This window comes from Variovorax beijingensis, assembly GCF_007828835.1.
Classification (GTDB): domain Bacteria; phylum Pseudomonadota; class Gammaproteobacteria; order Burkholderiales; family Burkholderiaceae_C; genus Variovorax; species Variovorax beijingensis_A.
Genome location: NZ_VIVL01000005.1, coordinates 398,409 through 423,178 on the forward strand (window position 1 = coordinate 398,409; position 24,770 = coordinate 423,178).

The 24,770-nt window shown below is 67.3% G+C and carries 24 protein-coding genes and 1 pseudogene; 14 read left to right on the forward strand and 11 right to left on the reverse strand.

Annotation, left to right across the window (positions count from 1 at the left end):
* Positions 1–103 precede the first annotated feature (103 nt).
* From FB547_RS17870 to FB547_RS17880, 3 genes are all read left to right on the forward strand, one after another.
* A complete protein-coding gene (locus tag FB547_RS17870; protein ID WP_145744474.1) occupies positions 104–1,732 on the forward strand; it encodes a sensor histidine kinase in 1,629 nt (542 codons plus the stop codon).
* Positions 1,729–2,418: a response regulator transcription factor gene (locus tag FB547_RS17875; protein ID WP_145744477.1), complete on the forward strand. Its 690-nt coding sequence runs from the start codon at positions 1,729–1,731 to the stop codon at positions 2,416–2,418. The genes FB547_RS17870 and FB547_RS17875 overlap by 4 nt, the downstream gene beginning before the upstream one ends.
* Before the next feature lie 111 nt (positions 2,419–2,529).
* Positions 2,530–3,027 (forward strand): SgcJ/EcaC family oxidoreductase, encoded by a 498-nt coding sequence (locus FB547_RS17880; protein WP_261380326.1) that lies wholly within the window; start codon positions 2,530–2,532, stop codon positions 3,025–3,027.
* Between the two features lie 422 nt (positions 3,028–3,449).
* On the opposite strand, the gene FB547_RS17890 is transcribed toward FB547_RS17880, so the two are convergent.
* The 6 genes from FB547_RS17890 to FB547_RS17915 all read right to left on the reverse strand — a co-directional run bounded on the left by FB547_RS17890 (position 3,450) and on the right by FB547_RS17915 (position 10,060).
* Complete coding sequence (locus FB547_RS17890; protein WP_186454195.1) at positions 3,450–3,908, reverse strand: SRPBCC family protein; 459 nt, start codon at positions 3,906–3,908, stop codon at positions 3,450–3,452.
* Entirely contained in the window at positions 3,905–4,252 is a 348-nt protein-coding gene (locus tag FB547_RS17895; RefSeq protein WP_145744483.1) for an ArsR/SmtB family transcription factor, read from the reverse strand. The genes FB547_RS17890 and FB547_RS17895 overlap by 4 nt, the downstream gene beginning before the upstream one ends.
* A 1-nt stretch (position 4,253) precedes the next feature.
* The gene (locus tag FB547_RS17900; RefSeq protein ID WP_145744485.1) at positions 4,254–4,943 is read right to left on the reverse strand and encodes a glutathione S-transferase family protein; all 690 of its coding nucleotides are present in this window, start codon (positions 4,941–4,943) and stop codon (positions 4,254–4,256) included.
* Between the two features lie 173 nt (positions 4,944–5,116).
* Positions 5,117–5,851, reverse strand: a complete 735-nt coding sequence (locus FB547_RS17905; RefSeq protein ID WP_145744487.1) for an amino acid ABC transporter ATP-binding protein — start codon at positions 5,849–5,851, stop codon at positions 5,117–5,119.
* 13 nt (positions 5,852–5,864) lie between these two features.
* Complete coding sequence (locus FB547_RS17910; protein WP_145744490.1) at positions 5,865–7,115, reverse strand: M20/M25/M40 family metallo-hydrolase; 1,251 nt, start codon at positions 7,113–7,115, stop codon at positions 5,865–5,867.
* A 5-nt stretch (positions 7,116–7,120) separates the two neighbouring features.
* On the reverse strand, positions 7,121–10,060 hold the full coding sequence (locus tag FB547_RS17915) for an FAD-dependent oxidoreductase (RefSeq protein WP_145744491.1): 2,940 nt from the start codon (positions 10,058–10,060) through the stop codon (positions 7,121–7,123).
* A gap of 110 nt (positions 10,061–10,170) precedes the next feature.
* On the opposite strand from FB547_RS17915, the gene FB547_RS17920 reads away from it, so the two are divergent.
* Genes FB547_RS17920 through FB547_RS17940 form a run of 5 tightly spaced genes read left to right on the forward strand, consistent with a single transcriptional unit; the run spans position 10,171 to position 14,940 of the window.
* Positions 10,171–11,067 (forward strand): dihydrodipicolinate synthase family protein, encoded by an 897-nt coding sequence (locus FB547_RS17920; RefSeq protein ID WP_145744493.1) that lies wholly within the window; start codon positions 10,171–10,173, stop codon positions 11,065–11,067.
* 55 nt (positions 11,068–11,122) lie between these two features.
* Positions 11,123–11,953 (forward strand): ABC transporter substrate-binding protein, encoded by an 831-nt coding sequence (locus FB547_RS17925; protein WP_145744495.1) that lies wholly within the window; start codon positions 11,123–11,125, stop codon positions 11,951–11,953.
* Between the two features lie 40 nt (positions 11,954–11,993).
* Complete coding sequence (locus tag FB547_RS17930; RefSeq protein WP_145744497.1) at positions 11,994–12,713, forward strand: amino acid ABC transporter permease; 720 nt, start codon at positions 11,994–11,996, stop codon at positions 12,711–12,713.
* A gap of 14 nt (positions 12,714–12,727) precedes the next feature.
* The gene (hydA, locus tag FB547_RS17935) at positions 12,728–14,188 is read left to right on the forward strand and encodes a dihydropyrimidinase (RefSeq protein ID WP_145744499.1); all 1,461 of its coding nucleotides are present in this window, start codon (positions 12,728–12,730) and stop codon (positions 14,186–14,188) included.
* Positions 14,189–14,232: 44 nt separating this feature from the next.
* A complete protein-coding gene (locus FB547_RS17940; RefSeq protein ID WP_261380327.1) occupies positions 14,233–14,940 on the forward strand; it encodes a GntR family transcriptional regulator in 708 nt (235 codons plus the stop codon).
* Between the two features lie 204 nt (positions 14,941–15,144).
* On the opposite strand, the gene FB547_RS17945 is transcribed toward FB547_RS17940, so the two are convergent.
* Positions 15,145–15,420 carry a hypothetical protein gene (locus FB547_RS17945; RefSeq protein WP_145744501.1) on the reverse strand — a complete coding sequence of 92 codons (276 nt, stop codon included), beginning with the start codon at positions 15,418–15,420 and terminating at the stop codon, positions 15,145–15,147.
* 201 nt (positions 15,421–15,621) lie between these two features.
* On the opposite strand from FB547_RS17945, the gene FB547_RS17950 reads away from it, so the two are divergent.
* Entirely contained in the window at positions 15,622–15,900 is a 279-nt protein-coding gene (locus tag FB547_RS17950; protein ID WP_145744503.1) for a type II toxin-antitoxin system Phd/YefM family antitoxin, read from the forward strand.
* Complete coding sequence (locus FB547_RS17955; protein ID WP_145744505.1) at positions 15,900–16,220, forward strand: type II toxin-antitoxin system RelE/ParE family toxin; 321 nt, start codon at positions 15,900–15,902, stop codon at positions 16,218–16,220. The genes FB547_RS17950 and FB547_RS17955 overlap by 1 nt, the downstream gene beginning before the upstream one ends.
* 256 nt (positions 16,221–16,476) lie before the next feature.
* On the opposite strand, the gene FB547_RS17960 is transcribed toward FB547_RS17955, so the two are convergent.
* The gene (locus tag FB547_RS17960; protein WP_145744507.1) at positions 16,477–18,471 is read right to left on the reverse strand and encodes an acetyl/propionyl/methylcrotonyl-CoA carboxylase subunit alpha; all 1,995 of its coding nucleotides are present in this window, start codon (positions 18,469–18,471) and stop codon (positions 16,477–16,479) included.
* 18 nt (positions 18,472–18,489) lie between these two features.
* The gene (locus FB547_RS17965) at positions 18,490–20,109 is read right to left on the reverse strand and encodes an acyl-CoA carboxylase subunit beta (protein WP_145744509.1); all 1,620 of its coding nucleotides are present in this window, start codon (positions 20,107–20,109) and stop codon (positions 18,490–18,492) included.
* A 167-nt stretch (positions 20,110–20,276) separates the two neighbouring features.
* On the opposite strand from FB547_RS17965, the gene FB547_RS17970 reads away from it, so the two are divergent.
* The 4 genes and pseudogenes from FB547_RS17970 to FB547_RS17980 form a co-directional block, all read left to right on the forward strand.
* Positions 20,277–20,477 (forward strand): TetR/AcrR family transcriptional regulator C-terminal domain-containing protein, encoded by a 201-nt coding sequence (locus FB547_RS17970; protein WP_261380328.1) that lies wholly within the window; start codon positions 20,277–20,279, stop codon positions 20,475–20,477.
* A 51-nt stretch (positions 20,478–20,528) separates the two neighbouring features.
* Entirely contained in the window at positions 20,529–21,389 is an 861-nt protein-coding gene (locus tag FB547_RS33480; protein WP_222431243.1) for a HAMP domain-containing protein, read from the forward strand.
* An 8-nt stretch (positions 21,390–21,397) separates the two neighbouring features.
* Positions 21,398–21,925 carry an ATP-binding protein gene (locus FB547_RS33485; RefSeq protein WP_222431244.1) on the forward strand — a complete coding sequence of 176 codons (528 nt, stop codon included), beginning with the start codon at positions 21,398–21,400 and terminating at the stop codon, positions 21,923–21,925.
* A 22-nt stretch (positions 21,926–21,947) separates the two neighbouring features.
* Positions 21,948–22,403, forward strand: a pseudogene (locus FB547_RS17980) (IS5 family transposase); the annotation flags it as partial.
* A 29-nt stretch (positions 22,404–22,432) separates the two neighbouring features.
* Here FB547_RS17980 and FB547_RS17985 read toward each other — a convergent pair.
* Positions 22,433–23,125 carry a response regulator gene (locus FB547_RS17985; RefSeq protein WP_145744511.1) on the reverse strand — a complete coding sequence of 231 codons (693 nt, stop codon included), beginning with the start codon at positions 23,123–23,125 and terminating at the stop codon, positions 22,433–22,435.
* Positions 23,122–24,708: an ATP-binding protein gene (locus FB547_RS17990; protein WP_145744514.1), complete on the reverse strand. Its 1,587-nt coding sequence runs from the start codon at positions 24,706–24,708 to the stop codon at positions 23,122–23,124. The genes FB547_RS17985 and FB547_RS17990 overlap by 4 nt, the downstream gene beginning before the upstream one ends.
* Between the last annotated feature and the right edge of the window lie 62 nt (positions 24,709–24,770).

Consider the following 24,770-nt stretch of genomic DNA (forward strand, 5'->3'; position numbering starts at 1 on the left):
AATCGAAGAAGGATTCCTTTCATCGGCGACCCGTTGTGAAGAGGGCGCGAACGCGCACTGAGGAAACATGGAGGGCAGGTCGAGGTCTGTAGACTTCGCCGCAATGTTTCGTCTACGGTTGTCGTTTGCCTTTGCGGTGCTTGTGGCGCTGGTGTGTTGCCAGGCTGCCTTTGTCTATTGGGGCTCCAATCGCGTCAACGAGTACGCCGCGCACAGCCGGCTGACGAGCGACATTCTTTCCAAGCTCCTCGAGATTTCAGCCAACAAGCAGAGACTGCGCGTGTGGGCCTCGCAGCGCCTCATGAATGCAGAGGCAACCTCCGCGGTCCGGGATCAGCTGCTCGAGCGGATGCGGACCGGCGCCGCACGGCTGGATGCAATGTCCCGCCTGCATCTGGACTCGTGGCGGAAGGTGTCCTCGCGTGAGGACATCGCGGTGCCGCCAGAGGTTTTCCAGCTGGTCGAAATCAGCAAGCTGCTGGACGGCAACATCCTCGAGGTGCAGGCGCAACTGCAGGACTTGCAGCCGCTGTCGCCCGGCGCGGAATTCCCGAATGTCTGGCGGCAGGTGGCGCAGGTCTTCGACATGACGCAGGGCCGGGACCTTCGCGAACTGCTCAACGGTGCCATCGATGGACAGCGCAAGGCGGTTCCCATTGCCCGTGCCGCAACCGAACGCGGTCTGGATCGGCTGCGGCAGCAGGCGATTGCCATGGCGATCATCGCCCTGGTCGCGGCCGTGCTGTGGGCGCTGCATCTGCGCGGGCGCCTCAAGCGGCCCCTGGAGCTCCTGCTGCAAGGCACGCGGGCCCTGCAGTCCGGTTCGCTGGAGCACCGCATCGAACTTGCATCGGGCGACGAATTCGAGGTGGTGGCGCGCCATTTCAACCAGATGGCTGCCGAACTGCAGCAGCATCGCCAGCAAGCCGACGAAGCGCGCCGGCGCCTGGAAGACGCGGTCCGCGACCGGACACTGAAATTGCAATCGGCCCACGACACGCTTCAGCTTCTGGATCATCGGCGGCGGCAGCTCTTCGTCGACCTCAGCCACGAGCTGCGAACACCAGCGACGGCGATTCGCGGGGAGGCGGAGATCACGCTGCGCGGCGGCGACAAGCCACCCGAGGAGTACCGCCATGCGCTGAAACGCATCGTCGGCACCGTTCAGCAGTTGACCAAGGTGATTGGCGATCTGCTTCTGATCGCGCGGGCGGAAGCCGACCAGCTGGTGATCCAGCCCTCTCCTCTGGATCTCTCGATGCTGCTGAGCGAGGTCGCGGAGCAGGGAGAGGCCCTGGCGGCGCTGCACGGGGCCGTGCTGACCTGCGAGCCGGTGGCGGAAACGGTCATGGTTCGCGCAGACGGCGACCGGCTGCGCCAGGCGGTGATGATCGTCCTGGACAACGCCATCCGTTATTCCCGCCCGAACGGCGAGGTGCACCTGGGCTGCAGCATTGCCGCAGACGAAGTCTCCATCGTGGTCCGCGACCACGGCATCGGCATCGACGAAGCCGAGTTGCCCCGGGTGTTCGAGCGCTTCGTCCGCGGCCAGCGGGCACGCGCGCATCGGGCGGATGGCAGCGGCATCGGCCTCTCCATCGCGCAGGCGATCGTCAAGGCCCATCGCGGGCGCATCGACATCCAGAGCCGGCCCGAGGAAGGGACTGAAGTTCGCGTTGTTCTTGCCCGCCTGCCGATCCACGAACGCGAGGCCAGCGCCCTGCAGCCATGAACAGAAACATCTTGATTGTCGAAGACGATCCCCGTGTCGCCGATTTCCTGGTCCGCGGGCTGAAGGCGGAAGGCTTCGCGGTGCAGCATGCCCGCACCGGTCCGCAAGGGCTGGAGCTGGCGCGCCGGGGAGACCTCGCGCTCCTGATCCTGGACCTGATGCTGCCGGGCATCAACGGCCTGGAGCTGTGCCAGACCTTCCGCGCCGAGGGCGGCCAGACGCCGGTGCTGATGCTGACCGCCATGAGCACAACCGAAGACAAGGTGAACGGCCTGCGCCTCGGCGCCGACGACTATCTGACCAAGCCATTCGACTTCGAGGAACTGCTCGCGCGCATCGAGGCACTGCTGCGCCGCGGCCGGGACCTCAGGCCGCGGGTCACGACCTTGCAGGTGGCCGACCTGGTGCTGGATCGCGAGCGCATGCGCGTGGAGCGCGCGGGGCAGCCGATCACCCTGACCGCCAAGGAACTGGCCTTTCTCGAGCTGCTCATGAGCGCGCCCGGGCGGGTATACAGCCGTGAACGCATCCTGGCCAATGTCTGGGGCACGCACGAGGACCCGCTCACCAATATCGTGGATGTCTACGTGCGGCGTCTGCGCATGAAGATCGATGACGACCACGCGGTGCAGTTGCTGCAGACCGTGCGCGGTCTCGGATACCGCATCAGCGAGGCGGCAGGCTAGCCAGGCCGTTCATTCAGCGTTCATCTTCTATTCGGCGCAGGTTCATCGCCGCCGCGCTGGATGTTCATTCGCTCCTCGAACAATGAGTCCTGTGTTTAACCACCTGCATGAATGGACTCTTCGATGATCCCGCGCTTTTCCAAGCTTCTTTCCGCCGCCGCCGTGCTGGCGCTGTGCGTGTCGACCTCCGTGTCCGCGCAGACGGCCTCGAGCGCAAGTTGCGCTCCCACCGGCGAACGCGAGATCGCGGCGTTGTTCGATCGCTGGAATGCCTCCCTCGCCACGCTGGATCCCGACAAGGTCGTGGCCAACTACGCCCCCGACGGCGTGCTGCTGGCCACGGTGTCGAATCAGCCGCGCACCAGTCCGGCTGAAATCCGCGACTACTTCGTCAAGTTCCTCAAGGGTGCGCCGCAAGGGAAGATCGACTCGCGCACGATCCGTGTCGGCTGCAATGTCGCGCAGGACATCGGCACCTACACCTTCAAGTTCAAGGACGGCAAGTTGGTGCACGCCCGCTACACCTACGTGTATAAATGGCTCAATGGGCAGTGGCTGATTGCGCACCATCACTCGTCGGCCATGCCCGAGAGCGTTGCGGCAAAGTAAAGGGGCGGCGGCCCGGCTCGAGGTCTGCTACGACCGCAGGTCGACGTCGGGCTGCATCGCGGCGGCCGGGTGATGGTGCTCGGCGGCGCAGCCGGTCCGCCGGCGGCGGCCTGCGCATGCGCCCATCGCGGCAGGACGATGGAGGCGCCTACCACGGCGCCCACGCCGCGAAGAAGCTTGCGGCGTAGTGCCGAACTGTTCACTATCGAGTCGATTTTTTCTTGTGCCACGACTCACTCCATGAAAACGATGGAAGAAGCGTTGGAGAACGCGAGCCCGCAAAGCCGGCCGCATGCTACGCGCTTCTCCAGCGTGGCACCAGATTGCATCGCGTCGATTGCGCCATCGGCTGGCTCTCGCCAGGCACAGCTTCCTTCTCCGGCGGACATCGGACCGAGCTGCGGAATGTCCTGCGGGAAGTTCTAGCCCCGCGCTATTTCCCGCCCGAGCCGGTCCAGGCCTTCTTGCGTTCCGCGGATGCGCTCGGCACGGTCTTCATGCCCGTCCAGGTAGGTGAGCTGCTCCGCGTAGACCATGCGGGTGCCGCGCTTGTGGGCAAAGAACTCGACGGTCACGAGCGAAACCGACAGGCGGCGTGCATCGAGCTGGATGTCGTAGGCGAAGACGATGCGCCGTGCGGGCTCGATGTCGAAGAACACCTTCTCGATCTGCTGGATGCGCCCGTCAGGGTAGGCGACCCGATGCGTTTCATGCCCGAACGGCCGGAAATCCAGGCGGTATTCGGTGGTGTGCTCGGTGTGGCAGTCGGACCAGCGGCGCTTTGCCTCTGGGTCGGACCAGGCGTGGAATACCGCCTCGGGCGCGGCGTCGAACTCGCGTTCGATGACGAAGTCGGTTTGCGTGCTGGGGATGTGCTTCATGAGGTGGCCTTGCCTTTCTGCTCGGCCAGGTAGGCGCCGAGCTGGTCGAACTGCGCGTTGAGCAGCGTCTTGCGCTTCGCGACCCATGCTTCCATGGCATCGAGCGCCTTGGGCTCGGCGGTGTAGGTGCGCACGCGGCCGCTCTTGCGGGAGGCAACGAACCCGCCCTCCACCAATACGGCCAGGTGCTTGACGGCCGAAGGCAGCGCAATGCCAAGCGATTCGGCCAGTTCGGACACCGAGGCCGGTCCGCGGCTCAGACGGTCGAGCATGCCGCGGCGGTACGCGTCGGCCAGCGCAAAGAACATGCGGTCAAGGTGGGCGGGATCGGCGATCGCCCGCATCTCAGGCGCTCGCCGGATCGAAGAAGCGCCGGGACAGGCCGGCGCGCCCGGGATAGAACTTGAAGCAGGGGCGCGCCTGGTCAATGGTGGCTGCCACCGCGGGATGGTCCATCAAGCGCTCGAAGTAGGCGGCCAGGTGATCGTGCTGCGGTGGCAGCGGCACGTAGGTCACGGCATAGAACAAGGCTGGCGCCGCCGCGCAGTCGGCCATGCTGAATGCATCGCCGGCAACCCAGGTCCGCCCTTCGAGATGACGATCGATGAAAGCGTAGGCCGATGACAAGCCTTCTCGCGCCTTGGCCGTCCCGCGCGCGTCGTGTTCATCTGTCGGCCGCAGAAGGTCGGCGGTCAGCGCCTGCATCGGCGTCATCACGTGCAGGTCGAAAAGCCGGTCCCACATGCGCACGTCGAGCGCGGCGTCCGGATCCTCCGGGATGAGCGCGCAGCCCGGGCGTGCATGGTGCCGCTGGAGATACTCGATGATGATGCTCGATTCGGGCACGGGCCGGAGCCGGTCCACCAGCAGCGGCATCTTGCCCGTGGGCCACAGCGCGAGGTGCGACGCCCGCTCTTCGGGATCTCCCAGGTCGAGCAGCCGCTTCTCCACCTCGATGCCCAACACATCGATCGCGATCAGCACCTTGTGGCAGTACGACGAGAGCGGGTGGTAGTGCAGCGTGCGGGCATTCATGAGGGAATCAATACTTTCCTGTTTTGGAAAGTATAGAGCCAGCGACCTGCCGAATCAAGCGCAGCTTCGAGGTCGAGCACCGCGTCCGCGAACGCACTCGGCATACGTCAGCCGAAGCGGTGGCATGCGCAATGCGACTGCGGGCTGCGCCACACCGGCGTCGAGGCCGGCCGTCAGTGCTGAAGAATCTTGGAAAGAAACTGCTGCGCCCGGTCGGAGCGTGCGGACGGGTTGCCGAAGAACTCGTCCTTGCTGCAGTCCTCCACGATGCGGCCCTGGTCCATGAAGATGACGCGATGGGCGACCTTGCGCGCGAAGCCCATCTCGTGCGTGACGCACATCATCGTCATGCCTTCGCGGGCCAGTTCCACCATCACGTCCAGCACCTCGTTGACCATCTCCGGGTCGAGCGCCGAAGTGGGCTCGTCGAACAGCATCGCGATGGGGTTCATCGCCAGCGCACGCGCGATGGCCACGCGCTGCTGCTGACCGCCCGACAGCTGACTGGGAAACTTGTGCGCATGGGTGCGCATTCCCGCGCGCTGCAGCAGGCGCATGGCGGTGTCGTGCGCCTCGTCGGCCGAGCGCTTGAGCACCTTGCGCTGCGCGATCGCGAGGTTCTCCTCGATCGACAGGTGCGGGAACAGGTCGAAATGCTGGAACACCATGCCCACCCGTGCGCGCAGCTGGTTGATGTTGATCTTCGGATCGCCCACCGACACGCCGTCGACCAGGATGCGACCCTGCTGAAAGGGTTCCAGCGCGTTGACGCACTTGATGAGCGTGGACTTGCCCGAGCCCGAGGGCCCGCAGACGACCACGACCTCGCCCTTGCGCACGTTCGTGCTGCAGTCGGTGAGCACCTGGAACGCGCCATACCACTTGCTGACTTGCTGGATCTCGATCATTTGCTTTCCACCTTCAGCGTTGCAGGAGTTGGAGGAGGGTGTTCGCGATGACCTGGGTCGCCTGGCGCAGCTCGGCGAGCGGCACGCGCTCGTCGGCACGGTGGCCGTTGGCTTCGAGCAGGGACTCGGGGCCGGCCCCGTACATCACAGTGGCAATGCCGGCCTCGCTGTACAGGCGCGCATCGGTGTAGAGCGGCACGCCGATCGGCGTGACCGGCTTGCCCATCACCTCGCCGGCCTCGCGGCACAGCAGCTCGGACAGCGCCTTCGCGCCCGGTGCCGGCACGAACGGCCGCGCGAGGAGGATGCGGCGGATCTCCACCGTGATGCCAGGCAGCGCGCGGCAGGCGCCCTTGATCACGCTGTGCAGCTCGGCCTCGACCGCCTCGGGCGATTCCTCGGGCACGATGCGGCGGTCGATGCGCAGGCTGAGCCGGTCGGCCACCACATTGGTGTTGATGCCGCCTTCGATCAGGCCCACCACCAGCGTGGGATGGCTGATGCCGGGCGTCTGCGAGGGACGGTCCGCGAGTCCGTCGCGGTAGCGGTAGAGGGCGGGCAGCAGCGTGGCCGCGGCCTCGATGGCATCGTGGCCGGTGTCGGGCCGCGCGGCGTGCGCGGACTTGCCGCGCAGCGTCACCTCCAGGTGGAGGCAGCCGTTGTGGGCCACCACCACGTGGTGCGAGAAGGCGGCGGACAGCACGTAGTCCGGACGGCTGAGCCCCTGCGAGAGGATCCAGCCCGGTCCGGCCATGCCGCCGGTTTCCTCGTCGTAGGTCAGGTGCAGTTCGATGCTGCCGTTCAGCGGCGCGCCCGATGCTGCGGCCTGCTTGAGCGCGCGCATGGCAAAGGCATAGGTGGTGAAGTCCGATTTGGAGACGGCCGCGCCGCGGCCGTACATCCAGCCGTCGCGCACCTCGCCGCCGTAGGGGTCGCTGCTCCAGCCTTCGCCGGGGGGCACCACGTCGCCATGGGCGTTGAGCGCGATCACCGGCCCGCCCTCGCCGAAGCGTTCGCGCACGATGAGGTTGACCACGCTCTGCATGCCATGGGCGGCGGCGAACTCGGCGGGCACCGGATGGCGCTCGACCTCGAAGTCAATTGCCTCGAGCAGGGTGGCGGTGAGTTCGGCATGCGGCGCGCAGTCGCCCGGCGGGTTGTCCGAGGGGCACTGCACGAGGCGGGCCAGCATCTGCACCTGCTCGTCGAAGTGCGTGTCGATGAATTGGCGCAGCAGCGCCCGGGTGTCGGCGTGGTCGTTCATGGAGCTCAGAGGAATCGTTCAATGCGGAAGGGAGTGATGTCGATGTCTGCGCGGGCGCGCGTGATGAGATCGGCCACCACCCGCGCGGTGACCGGCGCGAGCGTGTAGCCGTTGGAGGTGACGGCGTTGAAGAAGCCTGGCACGCCAGGCACTTCGCCCATGATCGGCGCGCCGTCGATGTTCACGTTCATGCCGGCCCAGCAGCGCAGCACGTGCAGTCCCGCGATGGCCGGCAGCACATGCCGGGCCACCCAGAGGTTGCCCTCGATGCTGGTGCGCTCGGCGCGGTTCAGGCGCATGTCTTCGTCGAAGGCCGCAGTCCAGCCGCCGCCGACCAGCAGCGCGCCGCTGGCCGCCTGCTTCAGGCTGAGGTGCCGGTTGGCATGCGCGATGAGGTGGTCGACCAACGGCGGGGCGGGCTCGGTCACGATCATCTGCAGCGGCGCGCCCGTCACCGGAATGCGCACGCCCAGCATGTTGCCGATGGCACTGGACCAGGCACCGCTTGCGTTCACCACGCGGCCGGCGCGGATGGTGCCGCGCGAGGTGCGGACCTCGAAGCCGGCGCTGTCGCCGGGCAGCCGCTCCATGTGCTGCACGTCGCAGCCGCGCAGGAAGCGCGCGCCACGCTGCTGCGCGCGCCGGGCGACTGCGTAGGTGGCGCGTAGCGGATTGATCTTGCCTTCCATCGGGCACAGCTCGGCGCCCAGCAGCGTGCCGGACAGGGGGGGCGAGAGGCGCCGCAGCTCGGTGCCGTCGATCAGCTGCGCGTCGATGCCATGGCTGCGCTCGAGCGCAGCCTTGGCTTCGAGGAAGCGCAGCCCGGCTTCGCTGTCGGCCACCATCAGGCCGCCGGTGATCTTGATTTCCAGGTCCTCGCCGCAGTCGGCCTCGATCTGCTGCCACAGGCGCACCGACATCGGCCCCAACGGCAGCGTGGCCGCGGCCGGGCCGCCGCCGGCCTGCGCACGGTCGCCGAAGTCGAAGGAGAGCAACTGTACGTGCAGGCTGCCGGCATTGGCACCCGAAGCCTGGAGGTTGAGGTCGTCGCGGTCGACCACGGTCACGTCAACGCCTTCCTGCGCCAGGTAGTAGCCGAGGCACGAGCCCAGCACGCCCGCGCCGATCACCAGCACATCGGTCTGCAGAGGCTGCGGCTGCAGGGGCTCGACCGCAACGGGCCGCGCGAGATTGGGCGTGATGGCCGGCTTGTGGCCGCCCCATTCGGGTTTCTCGAAGCCCAAGGCGCCGGCGGGAACCGGCTTGGCCGGCGGACGCGGCGCGAGGTACTGCTCGACGCCGGGCGCCTGCCCCGTCATTTCGGTGACCAGCCGTGCAGCGGTCACCGCGCAGTAGCGGCCCTGGCAGCGGCCCATGCCCAGGCGGGTGTTGCGCTTGAGCGCGGCGAGCGTGTCGCGGCCGGCGCGGATCTGCTCGCGAACCGTGCCGAAGCTGATCTCCTCGCAGCGGCACAGCAGCGTGTCGTCGGGCACCGCGGCGAGCGAGACGGGCGGCGCCTGGTAGATCGTCCACAGCGCCTGCTGGAACCGCATGGCCTTGCGCAACCGGGCGATTGCTTCGGTCGGCTCCAAGGGCGCTCGGCCCAGGTTGCGTGCCGCCGCCGTGCCGGCGAGCGTGCCGCGGGCCAGGGCCACGCGCGATCCGCCCATGTCGGCGCCGTCGCCCACGACATAGACGCCCGGCAGGCTGGTGGCGCCGTCTTCGGCGGTCACGGTGGCCAGGTAGCCAAGATGGCGCGGCGTCAACCGGTGCTCGCAGCCGAGCATGCGTGCCAATTCGGTGGAGGGGATGAAGCCGTAGCCGAGGCACAGGGTGTCGACATCGAATGCGCGCGTGTTGCCTGGATGCGCAAGCTCGCAGGCCTGGACCTGTTCGAGCGAGCCTTGGCCCTCGGCAGCGGCCACCGTCCAGCCCCAGAGCACGGGCACCTTGTGGGCACGCAGGCGGCGCAGGTAGCGCCAGCCGTCGCGCAGCAGGTCGGGCGCCGTGCGGGCTGCCGTCAACACCGGGCGCCACTGCGTGGGCGAAGGGTGCGGCGCGGATTCCAGAACGGCGGCGACATGGGCGCCCCCGGCCAGCAGTTCGGCGGCGAGCTGCAGGTTGAGCGGACCGTTGCCGGCCACCAGCACACGCCGGCCGGGCGATACGCGGTAGGCGCGCGCCAATGTCTGGCCCGCGCCGGTGGTCATCACGCCGGGCAGGGTCCAGCCTGGGAAGGGCACGGGGCGTTCGTAGGCGCCCGGCGCAATGACCAGCTGGCGGCAGGTGATCACGTGGGCCTGGCCATCGATGAGCGCGCCGATCTCGCGCGGCGAGAACGCCGACCAGACCTGCGCGCCTTGCTCGATGGCCACGCCGGCCCGTCGCACCTCGCGCTCCAACGCCAGCCCGTCGGCGAACTGGCGGTCGACCGCGCCCGGCGTCTGGTGCGAAGGTGCCAGGGGTTTGTAGAACTGGCCGCCGGCCTGAAGCCGCTCGTCCAGCACCAATACCTGCGCGCCGGCACGTTGCGCGGCCAGTGCCGCCGACAGGCCAGCCGGGCCTGCGCCAACCACCAGGACATCCACCTCGCGGCGCGCGGGCGCCTGCTCCGGTTCGCGGGTCAGCGGCTGAAGAGGATCGGCCGGGGTGCCTGCTGGCATTGCCGAGCGCACCTGCTGCCCCTCGGCCACCTTGGTCAGGCAGGCGCGCTGGCTGGCCCTGCCATCCACCGTGACCAGGCAGTCGAAGCAGGCGCCCATTCCGCAATACAGCCCGCGGCGCCCGCCGCCGCGCGTGTGCCGCATCTTGTTGATGCCCGCCGCGGCCAGCGAAGCGGCGATGGTTTCGCCGTCCAGGCCGTCCACCGGTTGGCCGTCGTACCAGAAGCGCACGGGGCGCCCGGCGACGGCGATCGAGTGATGGGTGAGTCTGGCGGCGCTCATGGGCGAGGGCGAAACGGCGAAAAAGTTCGTTGACGACATCGGATGTATACGTATACTACACGTATACCGAATCGCCCGCTATCCCCATTCTTCAGCCAGGACCCGCACCAATGACAGCGTTTCGCGGCACCTACACAGTGCTCATCACCCCCATGACCGCAGACGGCAAGCACGTCGACGTGCCGGCGCTTCGCAGGCTGGTCGACTGGCAGATCGAGCAGGGCATCCACGGGCTGATCCCTCTGGGAAGCACCGGGGAATTTCTGTCGCTCACGCCCGAGGAGCGGCAATTGGTGATCGAAACCTGTGTGAGCACCGCAGCAAAACGCGTGCCGGTGCTGATCGGCACTGGGGCCGAGTGGACGGACGAGTGCGTGCGGCTGAGCCGCGAGGCCGAGAGCATGGGCGCCGACGGCGTGATGATCATTCCGCCCTTCTACAGCACGCCCACCGATGACGAGCTGTTCGCGCACTACCGCAAGGTGGGCGAGTCGATCGGCATTCCGATCATGGTCTACAACAACCCGGCCACGGCCAACGTCGACCTCCGGCCCGAACTGGTGGCGCGGCTTTCGCGCATCGACAACTGCCGCTACATCAAGGAGTCGACGCTGGAGGTCACCCGCGTGCGCGACATCATCGAGCTCTGCGGCGACCGCATGACGGTGTTCGCCGGCATCCTGGGCTACGAGTCGTTCTGGCTCGGCGCGCAGGGCTGGGTGGCCGTGTGTTCGAACCTGATCCCGAAGATGTCGGCTCGCCTGTTCGAGCTCGTGGCCGACGAGCGCGACATGCCCGCGGCGCTCGCGCTCTACAAGGAGATGCTGCCGATCGTGCGCTGGGTCGGCGGCCACCGCTACGTCGCGGCCTCCAAGGAGGGCCTGGCGATGATGGGACTGCCCGTGGGCAAGCCCCGCGCGCCGCGGTTGCCGCTGCCCGACGCCGATGCGGCCGACCTGCGCCGCGAGCTCGAGCGGCTGGCGCTGATCGATTCGATCCGGGCCTGAACGCCGGCTCCAGACACCTTTTCGCCGACCCGTCCACTTCCAGGAGGAATCCACCATGAAACTGCTCCCCACACTCGTGTCCGCGTCGCTTCTGGCCCTGCTTGCCGCAGGCACCGCGCAGGCCCAGGCCTGCAAGTCGCCGGTGCCGGACTCCGCGCTGGTCAAGAAGGGCACGCTCGTCATGTCGGTCAACCCGACGCTGCCGCCGATGCAGTTCGTCGACCAGACGGGCGCGCTCAAGGGCATGCGCGTGGAGCTCGGCGAGCAGATCGCCAAGCGCCTGTGCCTCACGCCCGAGTACGTGCGCATCGAGTTCTCGGCCATGATCCCGGGCCTGCAGGCCGGGCGCTGGGACGTGATCAACACGGGCATCTTCTACACCGACGAGCGCGCGAAGCTGATGCAGATGCTGGTCTACGAAGACCAGGCGATCAGCATCAGCACGGCCAAGTCCAACCCGCTGAAGATCGCCAAGGTGGACGACCTCTCGGGCAAGAGCATCGGCGTGGAACTCGGCGGCTTCGAGGAGCGCAAGGCGCGCGAACTCGACAAGCAGCTCACCGACAAGGGGCTCAAGGGCATGAACATCCGCACCTTCGAGAACTTCGCGATGGCGTTCCAGGCGCTGCGCGCGGGCCAGGTCGAGGTGGCGCTGTCGATCGACTCGACCGGCGCCGAATACCAGAAGCGCGGCGATTTCGATCGCGTGCTGCACGGCCTGTTCCCCACGCCCGTGGCGCTGGCCACGCGCAACAAGGACCTCGCCGCCGCCATGGCGAAGGCCATGAACGACATGAAGGCCGACGGCAGCTTCCAGAAGCTGTTCGACCAGTACGGCGTCAAGTCGGTGGACGGCGCGGTGGCCGTCAAGGGCCCGGCGGGCTGAGGCCCGGCGCCAACGCCATCAGGCACGCGAAGGAACGCTCATGGGACAAGGCTGGAGCTGGTCGGGGTTCGTCGACTACCTGTTCAATCCGTACCTCCTCAGCGGCGCGGTGACCACGCTGTGGCTCACGCTCGCGGCCATCGCGGGCGGCCTCGTCGTGGGCTTCGCGCTGGCGCTGGCGCGGCTGTCGAGCCGCCGCTGGCTGTGCGCGCCGGCGCACTTCTACATCTGGGTGTTCCGCGGTACGCCGCTGCTGGTGCAGCTGATCATCATCTACACGGGACTGCCGCAGCTCGGGCTGAAGCTCTCGGTCATCGAGTCGGCGCTGCTCGGGCTGATCCTCAACGAAGCTGCCTACCTGGCGGAGATCGTGCGCGGCGGCATCCAGTCGGTTCCCCCGGGCCAGACCAACGCCGCGCGCGCCGTGGGCTTCAGCAGCGCGCAGACCATGCGCTACATCGTGATGCCGCAGGCGATGCGCTTGATCGTGCCGACGCTCGGCAACAGCATCAACGGGCTGCTCAAGACCACCTCGATCACTTCCGTGATCTCGATGGAGGAGCTGCTGCGGCGCACCCAGGTGCTGATCCAGGAGAAGTTCATGGTGCTCGAGCTGTTCATCGTGGCGGCGATCTACTACCTGCTGATGACCACCGCCTGGGACTTCATCCAGCGCCGCATCGAGCGCCACTATGGCCGAGCCCACGGCGACGCCGGCGCGCCGCCGATCCCCGCCGAACCCGCGCTCGAGCAGCGCTGAAGCCACCCCGCGCCATGAACACCACCCGCTACGACCTGATCCTGCGCAACGCCGACATCGCCACCGTCGGCGACCGCTATACCGCCGACATCGGCGTGCGGGACGGGCGCATCTGCGCCATCGCCCAAGGGCTCGAGGCCGGCGCCGCGCGCGAGATCGATGCGCGCGGCCGGCTCGTGACGCCGGGCGGCGTCGACGGCCATTGCCACTTCGACCAGCCCACCAGCGACGGCTCGCGCTTCGCCGACGACTTCCTCTCGGGCACGCGTTCCGCGGCCTGCGGCGGCACCACCACCGTGCTTCCTTTCGCGGCGCAGCAGAAGGGCCGCAGCGTCCAGGAGGCGGTCGACGACTACCACCGCCGCGCCGAGGGCAAGGCGGTGATCGACTACGCCTTCCACCTGATCGTCGCCGACGCCACGCGCGACGTGACGCAGCGCGAGCTCCCGATGCTGATCGAGAAGGGGTACACCTCCTTCAAGATCTACATGACCTACGACGACCTCAAGCTCGAGGACCGGCAGATCCTCGAGGTGCTCGCCACCGCGCGCCGCCACGGGGCCATGACGATGATCCACGCCGAGAACAGCGACTGCATCGCCTGGCTCACCGAGCAGTTGCTCGAGGCGGGCCTGACCGCGCCGCGCTACCACGCGAGCTCGCGGCCGATGGCGGTGGAGCGCGAGGCGACGCATCGCGCGATCGCGCTCGCGGAGCTGGTCGACACGCCGATCCTGATCGTCCACGTCTCGGGCCGCGAGGCGGTCGAGCAGATCCACTGGGCGCGCGGGCGCGGCCTGCCGATCCATGCCGAGACCTGCCCGCAGTACCTGTTTCTCAGCGCCGAGGACCTCGGCATCGATCCGGACGACCCGATGCACGGCGCGCGCTGCATCTGCAGCCCGCCGCCGCGCGACAAGGCGAACCAGCCCTTCATCTGGAACGGTCTCGCCAGCGGCCTCTTCACGATCGTCTCGTCCGACCACGCACCTTTCAACATGAATGGCCCCGACGGCAAGCGGGTGGCCGGCGACAACGCCTCCTTCGACCGCATCCCCAACGGCATCCCGGGCGTGGAGACGCGCCTGCCGCTACTCATGAGCGAGGGCGTGCTGAAGGGGCGCATCGACATCCACCGCTTCGTCGAGCTCACGGCCACCAATCCCGCGCGGCTCTACGGCCTGTACCCGCGCAAGGGCACGATCGCGGTCGGCAGCGATGCCGACTTCGTCGTGTGGGACCTCTTCGCCGAGGGCGAGGAGAAGCTGCTGAGCAACGAGATGCTGCATCACGCCGCCGACTACACGCCCTACGAGGGCATGAAGCTGCGCGCCTGGCCCGGCCTCACGGTGTCGCGCGGCCGCGTGGTGTGGCAGGACGGCGTGTTCCAGGCCGAGCCCGGATCGGGCGAGTTCCTGCCGTGCCTGCGGCCGCGCGCGCCGAACGACGGCAATCCGCTCGCCAAGTGGCTGTGAGGCCATCGGTGCGCGCCGCCAGGCCCTGCTAAGCTTGCCCGCCCGTGGCCTTCGCCGTTCTCCGCATGCCCAGCCTTCCCAGCCCTACGCAACCCGCCACCATCACGATCGCTCCGCTGGAGGTTCGCTCCGCCAGCCTGGCCGAGCAGGCCTACGCGCGACTGCGCACGCTCATCCTCGACCGCCAGATCTCGGCGGGCAGCCCGCTGCAGGAGGCACGCCTGGCGGAGGAACTGCGCATCTCCCGCACACCGATGCGCGAGGCACTGGTACGACTGGCCGGCGAGGGCCTGCTGGTGCGACGCGATGCACGTTCCTATGCCGTTCGGGCGCTCGGCACCAAGGAGTACTTCGACTGCATGCGTGCCCGCGAGGTGATCGAGTGCGAATGCATTGCCCTCGCGGTGGCCAAGATCACCGACGCGCAGATCGACGAGCTGGAAGCCCAAGGCAAGGCGTTGCACAGCGGCGAGCACAGCGAGATCGAGCACTTTCACTTTGACGATCATTTCCATCTGGTCATTGCAAGCGCCAGCGGCAACGTGGTGTTTCCGCGGCTGGTGGAAGAACTGCGGGTCAACGCCCGGCTTTTCCGCCTGCACAGCCCGCTGCATCGCCAGCGCGAGAATCACGACGAGCATGGCGAGATCGTCGCGGCCCTGCGCTCTCGCGATGCCGGGCGCGCCCGCGAGGCCATGCGCAGCCACCTGCGCAGCTTGCAGGACGACGTGCGGCGCGCACTGACCGAGTAAGCGCAGCGGATTCGCAGGCCGCGAAGTGCCGCGCGACCGAAAAATTCTGCCGCAGGTGCCGACCTATGAGAACTTGGCCTGCCCGCGCAGAGGTATCCCCAGCACGTCCGCCAATATCTGTGCGTACATCATCTCTTGCTGCACGAGGGATGTCTATGGCTCGGACCGCCGCCGACGCGCCCAGCGCGGCCGGTGCGCCCGCGGTCACATCAGGCGCAATCCCCGGGCGAACCGCATGGAGGTCTTCACGAGTTCCGGGACGTCGCCCATCTTCGCGATCTCGGCCAGGCCGTCCTCGGTGATGCAGATCACCGTCGCCACCTGTGATGCGGCGTATCGCGCGCTCGACCTGAGCGCCCTGATCTCGGCTTCGATCAGGCCTGTGGCCAGCAGCACCGAGACACACCGGATTTCCTCCGGATCGGCAACTCGCACCGGAAGCTGCACATGCTGCAGCCTCATCAGGAACAGGAGAGGCATTCGATTCCCCGATTGCCGGCTCTTGCGGTGACCAAAAATGCCGGCGGTTCTTGGTCTACAAAATGTAGCTTCAAGTACATCCTGTCGCGCGCAGTGTTTATTACTTAAAACCAATTCTGCAAACAAGTTCACGAATTGCCACCGCTTGACACCAACTAAATTCGGTACTAAATTTGGTCCCATACGCGCTCAAGGACCGCCATGCCATCCATCTCCAACATCAAGTCCATCTCCTACCTGAAAAGCCATGCGGCCCAAATCGCCGAAGATCTGGAGATGAATGGCACACCCTTCTTCATCACCCAGAATGGAGAAGCAAGCATGGTGATTGAAAGCGTCAAGCAGTTTCAGGAAAAGGAATCGCTGATCGCTGCCTTGAAAATCATGGCCTTGGGCGAGAAAGAGCGCATGCGGGGCAAAGGAATTTCCGTTGCCGAGTCCCGCGCGCAACTGGCCGCGGCTCGCCAACGCCGCAAGTAATGGCCATTTACATTCTTCCCGATGCCCAGGAGGACTTGCTCTCGCTTCAGGAATACATGCTCGACAAGTGGAGCGAAGCCGACTGGCTCAAGGCCGAAGACGCGATCTTCGAGAAACTGGCGCTGGTTGACACAGGGTTCTTGACTGGGGCGCCCGTCCAAGAACTTTCGTCCGTTGGCATCTTCGAATATCAAAACGTCTTTACCTCACACCACAAGCTGGTCTATCGGCGTATCGGCGACGACACTTTCGTATATGCCGTAGCGGGACATCGGCAAGATTACCCAACACTCTTGATGAAGCGCCTTTTGAGGATTTGATGGGGCTCGACTTGCCTCCTGTCCCAGCGGCATCCTTTTGCAGCAGGCTTGATACGCACGACCAGCGGCAAAGTGGCCGGCCCCGGTGAGCACGATGGCGCGGATGCCCGCCTCGGCTCAGGCCTGGCGGATGCCTTCCCGCATACCGGCGATGACACCGGTGCCGCATGGCGCTTCTCGGGACGGTTGATGGTGATCCAGAAGCTGTGGCCGCGCACTTCATGCATTACCTCGGGCTGCGAATGGGGTGCTTCGCTCATTTCGCTGCGCCTTCACCAGGCTGTGCCTCGGCCTGAATCTCAGCCACGACGCGTTGTGCCTCGACCTGGTCGCCAACGGCCACGTGCACGGCCAGCAGGGTTCCCGTGGCGCAGGCGTTGTGGACGTGCTCCATCTTCATGGCTTCGAGCGTCACCAGGGGCTGGCCCGCCGTCACCTTGTCCCCCGGTGCAGCATGCAAGGCGATCACGCGTCCGTTCATGGATGCGCGCACCCGGCCGTCGCCGCCACCGTCTTCGCGCCGCGCCGGCGCGGAACGAGTGCGGTCTTCCAAAGCGTGGGGGTGCCCTGCATAGCGCAGCCAGAGGCTGTTGCCGTCACGGTCGAACACGGTGCTGTCCATCACGCCGTCGAGGATGAATCGCGCGTCATGCTCGCCGAGGGCGATGGCCTCCAGAACGTGCTCGACTCCGTTCGCCGTGAGCGTGAAGACCTGCGCCCGGGTCTGGGACACGCCGACCTGGCAATCGCTCCCGTCCAGCGAGAAGCGCATCCCGATCGGCAGCCCATGCGCAAGCCTGCGGCTGCCGGCCCCATGCCTGGCCTCGCCCGCGGTTTCGTACAGCAGCCAGGCGCCGATGAGTGCGGCGCTGGCGCCCGCGGCTTCCTCTGGCGGCAGGAGATCGCCTTCATGCTGCGCAATGAAGGCCGTGGTGGCACCGCCGGCCGCGAACACGGGATGTGCCAGGCAGCGGGCGAGGAAATCCTGGTTGGTGCGAACGCCGAGCGCCACGGTGTCCTGCAGCCCGTGCAGCAGCTTGCGCCGGGTTTCGTCGCGGCTGCGTCCGTGGGCGATCAGTTTCGCGATCATGGAGTCGTAGCAGGGCGGAATGACGGCGCCATCGCCAAGGGCGTGCTCGACGCGCAACCCATGCGGCGGTTGCCAGCGCCGCATCGTCCCACTCTGCGGCATGAACCCGGCGGGCACGTCCTCTGCGCACAGGCGCACCTCGATGGCATGGCCCTGAAATCGGATGTCCTCCTGCGCCAGCGGCAGCGGCTCGCCGGCGGCCACCCGAAGTTGCCACTCCACGAGGTCAAGCCCCGTGATCGCCTCGGTCACCGGATGCTCCACTTGCAGCCGGGTGTTCATCTCCATGAAATAGTAGTTGCCATCGCGGTCCAGCAGGAACTCCAGCGTCCCCGCGCCCTCGTAGCTGATCGCTTTGACCGCAGCCACTGCGGTGGCCCCCATGCGCGCGCGCAGCTGCGCGTCGACCGCTGGCGACGGCGCTTCCTCGATCACCTTCTGGTGGCGCCGCTGCACCGAGCAGTCGCGCTCTCCGAGGTGCAGCGCGTTGCCGTGGCGGTCGGCGAACACCTGGATCTCGATGTGGCGCGGCTCCACGATGGCGCGCTCCAGGAGCACGGTGGCATTGCCGAAGGCATTCTTCGCCTCCGACTGTGCGCTGCGCAGCAACTCCACGAATTCGCCACGCGACTTCACCAGCCGCATGCCGCGACCACCGCCGCCGGCAGTGGCCTTGATCATCACGGGGTAGCCCAGCCACGCGGCTTCGTCGGCCAGGCGCTGCTCGCTCTGGTCCTCGCCCTGGTAGCCGGGAATGCATGGCACGCCGGCCTGCATCATCAACCGCTTGGCGCCGGCCTTGTCCCCCATCGCCCGGATCGCTTCCGGCGACGGGCCGATGAAGACCAGTCCTGACTCGCGGCAGGTCGCGGCGAAGTCTTCGTTTTCCGCGAGGAATCCGTAGCCCGGATGGACCGCATCGGCACCGCTCGCACGCGCCGCATCGATGATGGCGGGGATGCGCAGATAAGACTGCGCGGGAAGCGGCTCGCCGATGCAGACGGCCTGGTCCGCCGCAGCCACGTGGGCGGCCCGCGCGTCAGCTGAAGAGTACACGGCCACGGTGCGGTATCCGAGGATCTTCGCGCTGCGCATGACGCGCAGCGCAATCTCTCCTCGGTTGGCAACGAGGATCTTGGAGAACGGCGTCATGGTGCTCATGGGGATTCGATGCTCCCTTCAGGGACGCGCGACCGAGAATTGCATCTTCTGCGGCCGGCGAGCCTCCGCCTCGCGGCAGACGGCCAGAACCTTCGCCAGGACCGCACGGGTATCGCGCGGGTCGATCACACCGTCGTCGAGCAGGTGGGCGCTGGTGGTGAAGACGCTCATCTGGCTGTCGAACCGGTCGACGATCCGTTGCGCCATCTCGTCCAGCCTGGCCTCGTCCACCTGGCCCTTGCGGCGCATGCCGGCTTCCGCGACGATGCGCATGGTCTGCGCCGCCTGTTCGCCTCCCATCACCGCGGTCTTGGCGTTGGGCCAGCTGAAGCAGAACCGCGGGTGGAAGCCGCGTCCGCACATCGCGTAGTTGCCGGCGCCGTAGGAAGAACCGCAGTAGATCGTGACCTGCGGCACGGTGGCATTCGTGACCGCCTGGATCATCTTGGACCCGTGCTTGATGATCCCGGCTTCCTCGTAGGAGCGGCCCACCATGAAGCCGGTGGTGTTGTTCAGGTACAGGATCGGCGTGCGCGACTGGCAGCAGGCCTGGATGAAATGCGTTGCCTTGGAGGCACCGGCCGGGTCGATCGGACCATTGTTGGTGATCACGCCGACGGGCCAGCCTTCCAGCTTGAAGTGCCCGCAGACGGTGGCGCTGCCGTAGTTCTCTCCGAACTCGAGGAAGTCGGAGTCGTCGGCGATCCGGGCGATGATCTGCTTCATGTCGACGGGCCGCTTGTGGTCGGCGGGCATGATGCCCAGCAGTTCCTCGGTGTCATGGCGGGGCGGCTTGAAGGCGCGCGGCCGCTCGGCCGGCATGCCCCGGTTCCAGTCGATCTGAGCCAGGATGTCGCGCGCGATGCGCAGGCCATCGCGGTCGTCCTCGGCCAGGTAGTCGCCCAGTCCCGAGATCGAGGTGTGCATCACGGCGCCGCCGAGCTCCTCCTCGGTGGCGATCTCGCCGGTGGCGGCCTTCAGCAGCGGCGGTCCTGCCAGGAAGGCGCGGGAGCGCCCGCGCACCAGGATGATGTAGTCCGACAGCCCGGTCTGGTAGGCACCACCCGCGGTGGACGAGCCGTGGGTCACCGTGATCACCGGAAGGCCGTCGGCGGACATGCGCGCCAGGTTGCGGAACAGGTTGCCGCCGCGTACGAAATCCTCGACACGGTACTGCATCAGGTTGGCGCCGGCACTTTCCACCAGCTGCACGTAGGGCAGCCTGTTCTCCAGAGCGATCTCCTGTATGCGCAGTTGCTTGTCCAGGCCCATCGGCTGCAACGCGCCGGCATCGATACCCGAGTCGGAGGCGAGCACCATGCAGCGGATGCCGCTCACGAAACCAATGCCGGCAATCAGGCCGCCGCCGGGCACGCTCCTTTCGAGATCGGCGGTGTCCAGGCCGAGCCCTGCGAGGGAGGCCAGCTCGAGGAACGGCGCGCCGGGATCAAGCAAAAGCGACAGGCGCTCGCGCGGCAGCAACTGCTGCCGCTTCTCGAAGCGCTCGCGCGAGGCGGCTGACCTGGCTCGGGTTCGCTGCTCGAAGTCGCGTACGCGTTTCAGCAGGCCCAGCATGTGATCGCGGTTCGCCGCGAAGGGCGCGTTGCTGGCGGATATGGTGGATTCGATCTGCGGCATTGCTCTGGTTTCCTGCGCCGCACCCTGCGTGCGGTGGACAGGTTCCAGCGTAGGGGAGGGGGCCCGCGGGGTCTTGTGCGAAGTGGCTGGCGACGCACAGGCGCGATCGCGAGCGGTGCCTATGCCGACAACTTCATCGGCGTGCGCTTCGTCCCGGAGGACAGCAGATGCGCAAGGGCCGGCTGCGCAAGGCCGACCCCAGCGTGGCGGCTGCCCATCTGACGGCGCTGCTGGACTCGGAAACCGTCAGGCCGAGTCTTCTCGGCATGCAGGGGCCGCTGACCCGCAGAGAACTGCGAGAGGCGACGCGCCGCGCGGTGCAGGTGTTCCTGGGCGGCTACGCATCGGCCAGCACGACGGCAGGATGAAAGTGGGGCGAGGCTCCTCGTGCGCGCACCTCGATCAGCAGGCCCGCTCCCATGAAAGTCGGCGTCCGGGCCAAGCTCTTCCTGTTCGTTCTGCTGGCCTGCGCTGCCGTGGTCGTGGTGCAGGCCATCGCCATGCGGCTCGTGATGGAGCGTGGCTTCCTGGGCTACCTCAACCAGCAGAGCAGGACGCGGATGGAAGAGATCGTTCCTCGCATGGAGCAGGCCGACGCCACTCGCGGCACCTGGGGCTTCCTGCGCTCCGACCTCCGGGAGTGGATGAACCTGGTGCTGCCCTTTCTCCCAGAAACTGGGGGTGATGCGGCGTCCCGGGTGGTGGCTCCCGATCAGGCTGGCGCCCTTGCACGCGTGGGCCTGCTGGATGCGCAGATGCACCGCGTGGTCGGCAATCTGGACGTCAACGCGGATTCGATCCGCGTTCCCATCATGGTCGGCGGGCGAGTTGTGGGCTGGGTCGCGGCGGTGCCGTTCGAAGCCGTGCTTCCGAAGAATGACAAGTGCTTTCTCGAGCACCAATTCACCGCCTTGACGCTGGTCGGCCTGGGCTCGCTCTTGGTGGCCGCTTTGCTCACCTTCGTGCTGGCCCGCACGCTGCTGCGGCGCGTTCGCGAGATGGCCCGGGCCACACAACAGGTCGCGGCGGGGGACTACGCCTCCCGCATCGCGGTTGGCGCCAACGACGAACTCGGCGCGCTGGCGAGGGATTTCAACCGCATGGCGCAGACGCTGAAACATACCGAGCGCGCACGGCGTGGCTTCATGGCGGACATCTCCCATGAACTGCGCACGCCGCTCGCAGTGTTGCGCGTGCAACTCGAAGCCATCCAGGACGGGATCCGCTCGCCAACGGCCCAATCGACCAACACCATGCACCTGTGCAGGTCGATCGCCTAGGCAGGCTAGTGAATGACTTGCATGATCTGTCGCTGAGCGATGTCGGTGCGATGGCGTACCGCCGGGTCCCCATCGACGCGGCAACCGTATTGCAGGCGGCGGCCAGCAGCATGCAGCAGCGGCTTGGAGAGGCGTCGCTGCATCTGGTACTGGAGACCACGCAGGCGCCGCTGATGATCAGCGGCGACGAGCCGCGCCTGCACCAGCTGTTCGGTAACCTGCTCGAGAACTCGCTGTGCTACACGGACGGTGGCGGCGTTGTTCAAGTGCGTTGCATCCAGCGCGGCACGAATGCACTCGTTGTCGTCGAGGACAGTGCGCCCGGTGTTCCCGACGACAAGATGGAGAAACTGTTCGAACGCTTCTGTCGCGTCGAGGCTTCACGCAATCAGGCGACGGGCGGCAGTGGGCTGGGACTGGCGATCTGCCGCAATATCGTGGAGGCCCATGAAGGGCACATCACGGCCTCGGCATCGCAGCTGGGGGCTTTGCATTGCGATCGAACTACCGCTGGTTTCGGTATGAGCGGGTGTTGAGTTCCACCGACTTCTAACCCGACCCGACGAGACGACAATCCTGAACTTCCGCCACCCGCTGGAGGCCAGCGATCTGGCCGGGGAAATCTTCAAGCAGGTCAACGCCCACTTGGCCAAGAAGGGGCTGCTTCTGAAGAGAGGCTCCATCGTGGACGCCACGATCATCGCGGCGCCCAGTTCGACCAAGAACGAGAGCGGCGAACGAGACCCGGAGATGCACCAGACGAAGAAAGGCAACCAGTGGCACGTCGGGATGAAGGCGCACATCGGTGTGGATACGGACTCGGGGCTGGTGCACACGGTGACGACCACGGCGGCCAACGAGGCGGACGTGGAACAGGTGAGAGATCTGCTGCACGGCAAAGAGGACGCGGTGTGGGCAGATTCGGGCTATCGGGAAGTGCAGAGCCGGGTGAAGCGAGATGTGCAATGGCACATTGCGGGCCGACCCAGCGACATGGCGAAGATGCGAGAGGGCCGCGCTAAGGCCAGAACCCCGATGTAGGCTCAGCCCTGCCCCGGCGCCTCCCACGCAAACCCCACGCCGTAGACCGAGCGGATCCAGTCGTGCGAGGGCGTGACGGCGCCGAGCTTGCGCCGCAGGTTCTTGACGTGGCTGTCGATGGCGCGCTCCGTCACGTCCATGGTGTCGTCGTAGGCCAGCTCGAGCAGGCGGGCGCGCGAGAAGATGCGGCCCGGATGCCGCGACAGCACCTGCAGCAGCCCGAACTCGCGGCGCGTGAGATTGAGCGGCGTGCCTTCGAGCGACGCGCGCCAGTGCACGTCGTCCAGTACCAGGCCGGACATGCCCTGGCGCGCCTGGCCGCGCGCCGCGGGCGGCTCGGTGCGCCGCAGCACGGCGCGCACGCGCGCCACCAGTTCGCGCGGGGAAAAAGGCTTGCAGACGTAGTCGTCGGCACCCAGCTCCAGCCCGAGCAGGCGGTCGACCTCCTCGATGCGCGCGGTGAGCATGATGATCGGATGGCTGGTGTGTGCGCGCGCGCGGCGCAGCACCTCGATGCCGTCGAGGCGCGGCAGCATGATGTCGAGCAGCGTGAGCTCGGGCGGCGAGGCGATGAGATGGTCGAGCGCGCTCTGGCCATCGGCGAAATGCGTGGTCTCGTAGCCGGCGTGGCGCAGGTAGTCCTGCACCACCGATGCGATGTCGAGCTCGTCTTCGACGATGACGATGCGGGTCATGGCGCTGCGCTCCGGGAAAGCGGAAGGGTGATGGTCACGCGCAGCCCGCCGAGCTCGGAGGACTGGGCATCGATGGTGCCGCCATGGACCTCGATGGCCGCGCGGCAGATCGACAGGCCGAGCCCCGAGCCGCCGAGTTCGCGGCTGCGCGAGGATTCGCCGCGGAACAGCCGGTCGAACAGGCGCGGCAATTCCGCATCGGGAACGCCCGGCGCGCTGTCGTCGAATTGCAGGGTCAGGCTGTTGCCCGTCCAGGCCCCGTCGACCGTGACGCCGATGCACAGCCGGCCGCCGGCATCGGTGTAGGTGAGCGTGTTCTCCAGCAGGTTCATGAAGACCTGGTGCAGCCGGTGCGCGTCGCCGTCGATCATCGGCTGGGCGCGCGCCGAGACACGGTCGATGGCGCTGCGGTCCACCGTGATGCCGCGCGCGGCGAAGCGGTCGCGCGTATGGTCGAGCGCTTCCTTCAGCAGCGAGAGCGGGAACACGGTGGTCGCGAGCAGGTCGCTCTGCGGCTCGCGCATGCTGCTGCGCAGATCGTCCACCAGCTGGCCGAGCCGGATCACTTGCCGGTGCAGCCGCAGCGCGGTGCGCTCGTCGAAGCTGCGCACGCCGTCCTGCAGGGCCTCGATCTCCGCGCGCATGGCGGCCAGCGGCGTGCGCAGTTCGTGCGCCGCATCGGCCAGCCAGGCGCGGCGCGAGGCCTCCACCGTGTCCAGGCGCTGCGCCATGTCGTTGAAGGTCTTGCCGAGCAGGGCGAGTTCGTCTGAGCCATGCACGGCCACGCGCGTGGACAGCCGCCCGCGCGCCACGTCCTGCGCTGCCTGCGTGAGTTCGTCGATCGGCCGGAACCAGCGGCGCGCCAGCAGCCACGACAGCATCAGCGCAAAGGCCAGCCCGCACAGGCCGGTGAGGGCGATCACGCCGGACTGGCGTGCGAGAAAGGCGCGGTCGGCCTCGCTCTCCAGGCCCTGCATCGGCGCGAGCACCAGGTAGCCGACGACCGAGCGGCCGTGGCGGATCGGCAGGCGCGCGGCATTCTCCGGGTCGACCTTGGCGCCGACCACGTGCGCGCCGTGCGCATCGACCACGCCCAGGCGCTGGAAGATCGAATCGGCGGCTTCGCGCGGATCGGGAAAGAAGCCCAGCGGCGGCGGCGGTGGAAAGCGCCTGGGCAGCAGCTCGAGCTGGGGAGAAGGCGGAGGAGGCGGCCGAGATCCATTCTCGGCGCCGCTTTCGGGGCCGTTGCCGGCTCCGCCCGGCCCGCGGTTCTCGTACCAGGGCGGGAGCCTTCTTTCGTCGGCATTGCTGGCGCCGTCGAGCACCGCGGCGAGCCGGCCCATCTGCAGCCGCTGCCAGGCATCGTCGTTGCCCTGCAGCTTCTTCCAGTCGCCGTTGGCCGCATAGTGCTTGAGCAGCAGCTGCGAGAGCCAGTCCATGCGCCGGATCTCGATCTCGGCCACGTAGGAGCCGAGGCCGCGCTGCAGCGCCACGATGGAAAGCCCGGCGAAGCTGAGCAGGAGCACGATCAGCAAGGCGGCCAGCGCCAGGAAGATCTTCCTGGACAGTGTCAGGCGCGGCATGGGCTCGGGAAATGCATGGCCGCATTCTGCGGCATGCGTTCGGGGCGGGGAGGCGTCATGGG

Bases quoted from the DNA above. Each gene is read 5' to 3' on its own strand.
- FB547_RS17960 (WP_145744507.1), bottom strand. From the start codon at position 18,471: ATGAGCACCATGACGCCGTTCTCCAAGATCCTCGTTGCCAACCGAGGA.
- FB547_RS17945 (WP_145744501.1), bottom strand. From the start codon at position 15,420: ATGCCTCTCCTGTTCCTGATGAGGCTGCAGCATGTGCAGCTTCCGGTG.
- FB547_RS17990 (WP_145744514.1), bottom strand. From the start codon at position 24,708: ATGCCGCGCCTGACACTGTCCAGGAAGATCTTCCTGGCGCTGGCCGCC.
- FB547_RS17870 (WP_145744474.1), top strand. From the start codon at position 104: ATGTTTCGTCTACGGTTGTCGTTTGCCTTTGCGGTGCTTGTGGCGCTG.
- FB547_RS17925 (WP_145744495.1), top strand. From the start codon at position 11,123: ATGAAACTGCTCCCCACACTCGTGTCCGCGTCGCTTCTGGCCCTGCTT.
- FB547_RS17875 (WP_145744477.1), top strand. From the start codon at position 1,729: ATGAACAGAAACATCTTGATTGTCGAAGACGATCCCCGTGTCGCCGAT.
- FB547_RS17880 (WP_261380326.1), top strand. From the start codon at position 2,530: ATGGACTCTTCGATGATCCCGCGCTTTTCCAAGCTTCTTTCCGCCGCC.
- FB547_RS17900 (WP_145744485.1), bottom strand. From the start codon at position 4,943: ATGAATGCCCGCACGCTGCACTACCACCCGCTCTCGTCGTACTGCCAC.
- FB547_RS33480 (WP_222431243.1), top strand. From the start codon at position 20,529: ATGAAAGTCGGCGTCCGGGCCAAGCTCTTCCTGTTCGTTCTGCTGGCC.
- FB547_RS17930 (WP_145744497.1), top strand. From the start codon at position 11,994: ATGGGACAAGGCTGGAGCTGGTCGGGGTTCGTCGACTACCTGTTCAAT.
- FB547_RS17910 (WP_145744490.1), bottom strand. From the start codon at position 7,115: ATGAACGACCACGCCGACACCCGGGCGCTGCTGCGCCAATTCATCGAC.
- FB547_RS17895 (WP_145744483.1), bottom strand. From the start codon at position 4,252: ATGCGGGCGATCGCCGATCCCGCCCACCTTGACCGCATGTTCTTTGCG.
- FB547_RS17965 (WP_145744509.1), bottom strand. From the start codon at position 20,109: ATGCCGCAGATCGAATCCACCATATCCGCCAGCAACGCGCCCTTCGCG.
- FB547_RS17920 (WP_145744493.1), top strand. From the start codon at position 10,171: ATGACAGCGTTTCGCGGCACCTACACAGTGCTCATCACCCCCATGACC.
- hydA (WP_145744499.1), top strand. From the start codon at position 12,728: ATGAACACCACCCGCTACGACCTGATCCTGCGCAACGCCGACATCGCC.
- FB547_RS17970 (WP_261380328.1), top strand. From the start codon at position 20,277: ATGCGCAAGGGCCGGCTGCGCAAGGCCGACCCCAGCGTGGCGGCTGCC.
- FB547_RS17955 (WP_145744505.1), top strand. From the start codon at position 15,900: ATGGCCATTTACATTCTTCCCGATGCCCAGGAGGACTTGCTCTCGCTT.
- FB547_RS17890 (WP_186454195.1), bottom strand. From the start codon at position 3,908: ATGAAGCACATCCCCAGCACGCAAACCGACTTCGTCATCGAACGCGAG.
- FB547_RS17985 (WP_145744511.1), bottom strand. From the start codon at position 23,125: ATGACCCGCATCGTCATCGTCGAAGACGAGCTCGACATCGCATCGGTG.
- FB547_RS17905 (WP_145744487.1), bottom strand. From the start codon at position 5,851: ATGATCGAGATCCAGCAAGTCAGCAAGTGGTATGGCGCGTTCCAGGTG.
- FB547_RS17915 (WP_145744491.1), bottom strand. From the start codon at position 10,060: ATGAGCGCCGCCAGACTCACCCATCACTCGATCGCCGTCGCCGGGCGC.
- FB547_RS17950 (WP_145744503.1), top strand. From the start codon at position 15,622: ATGCCATCCATCTCCAACATCAAGTCCATCTCCTACCTGAAAAGCCAT.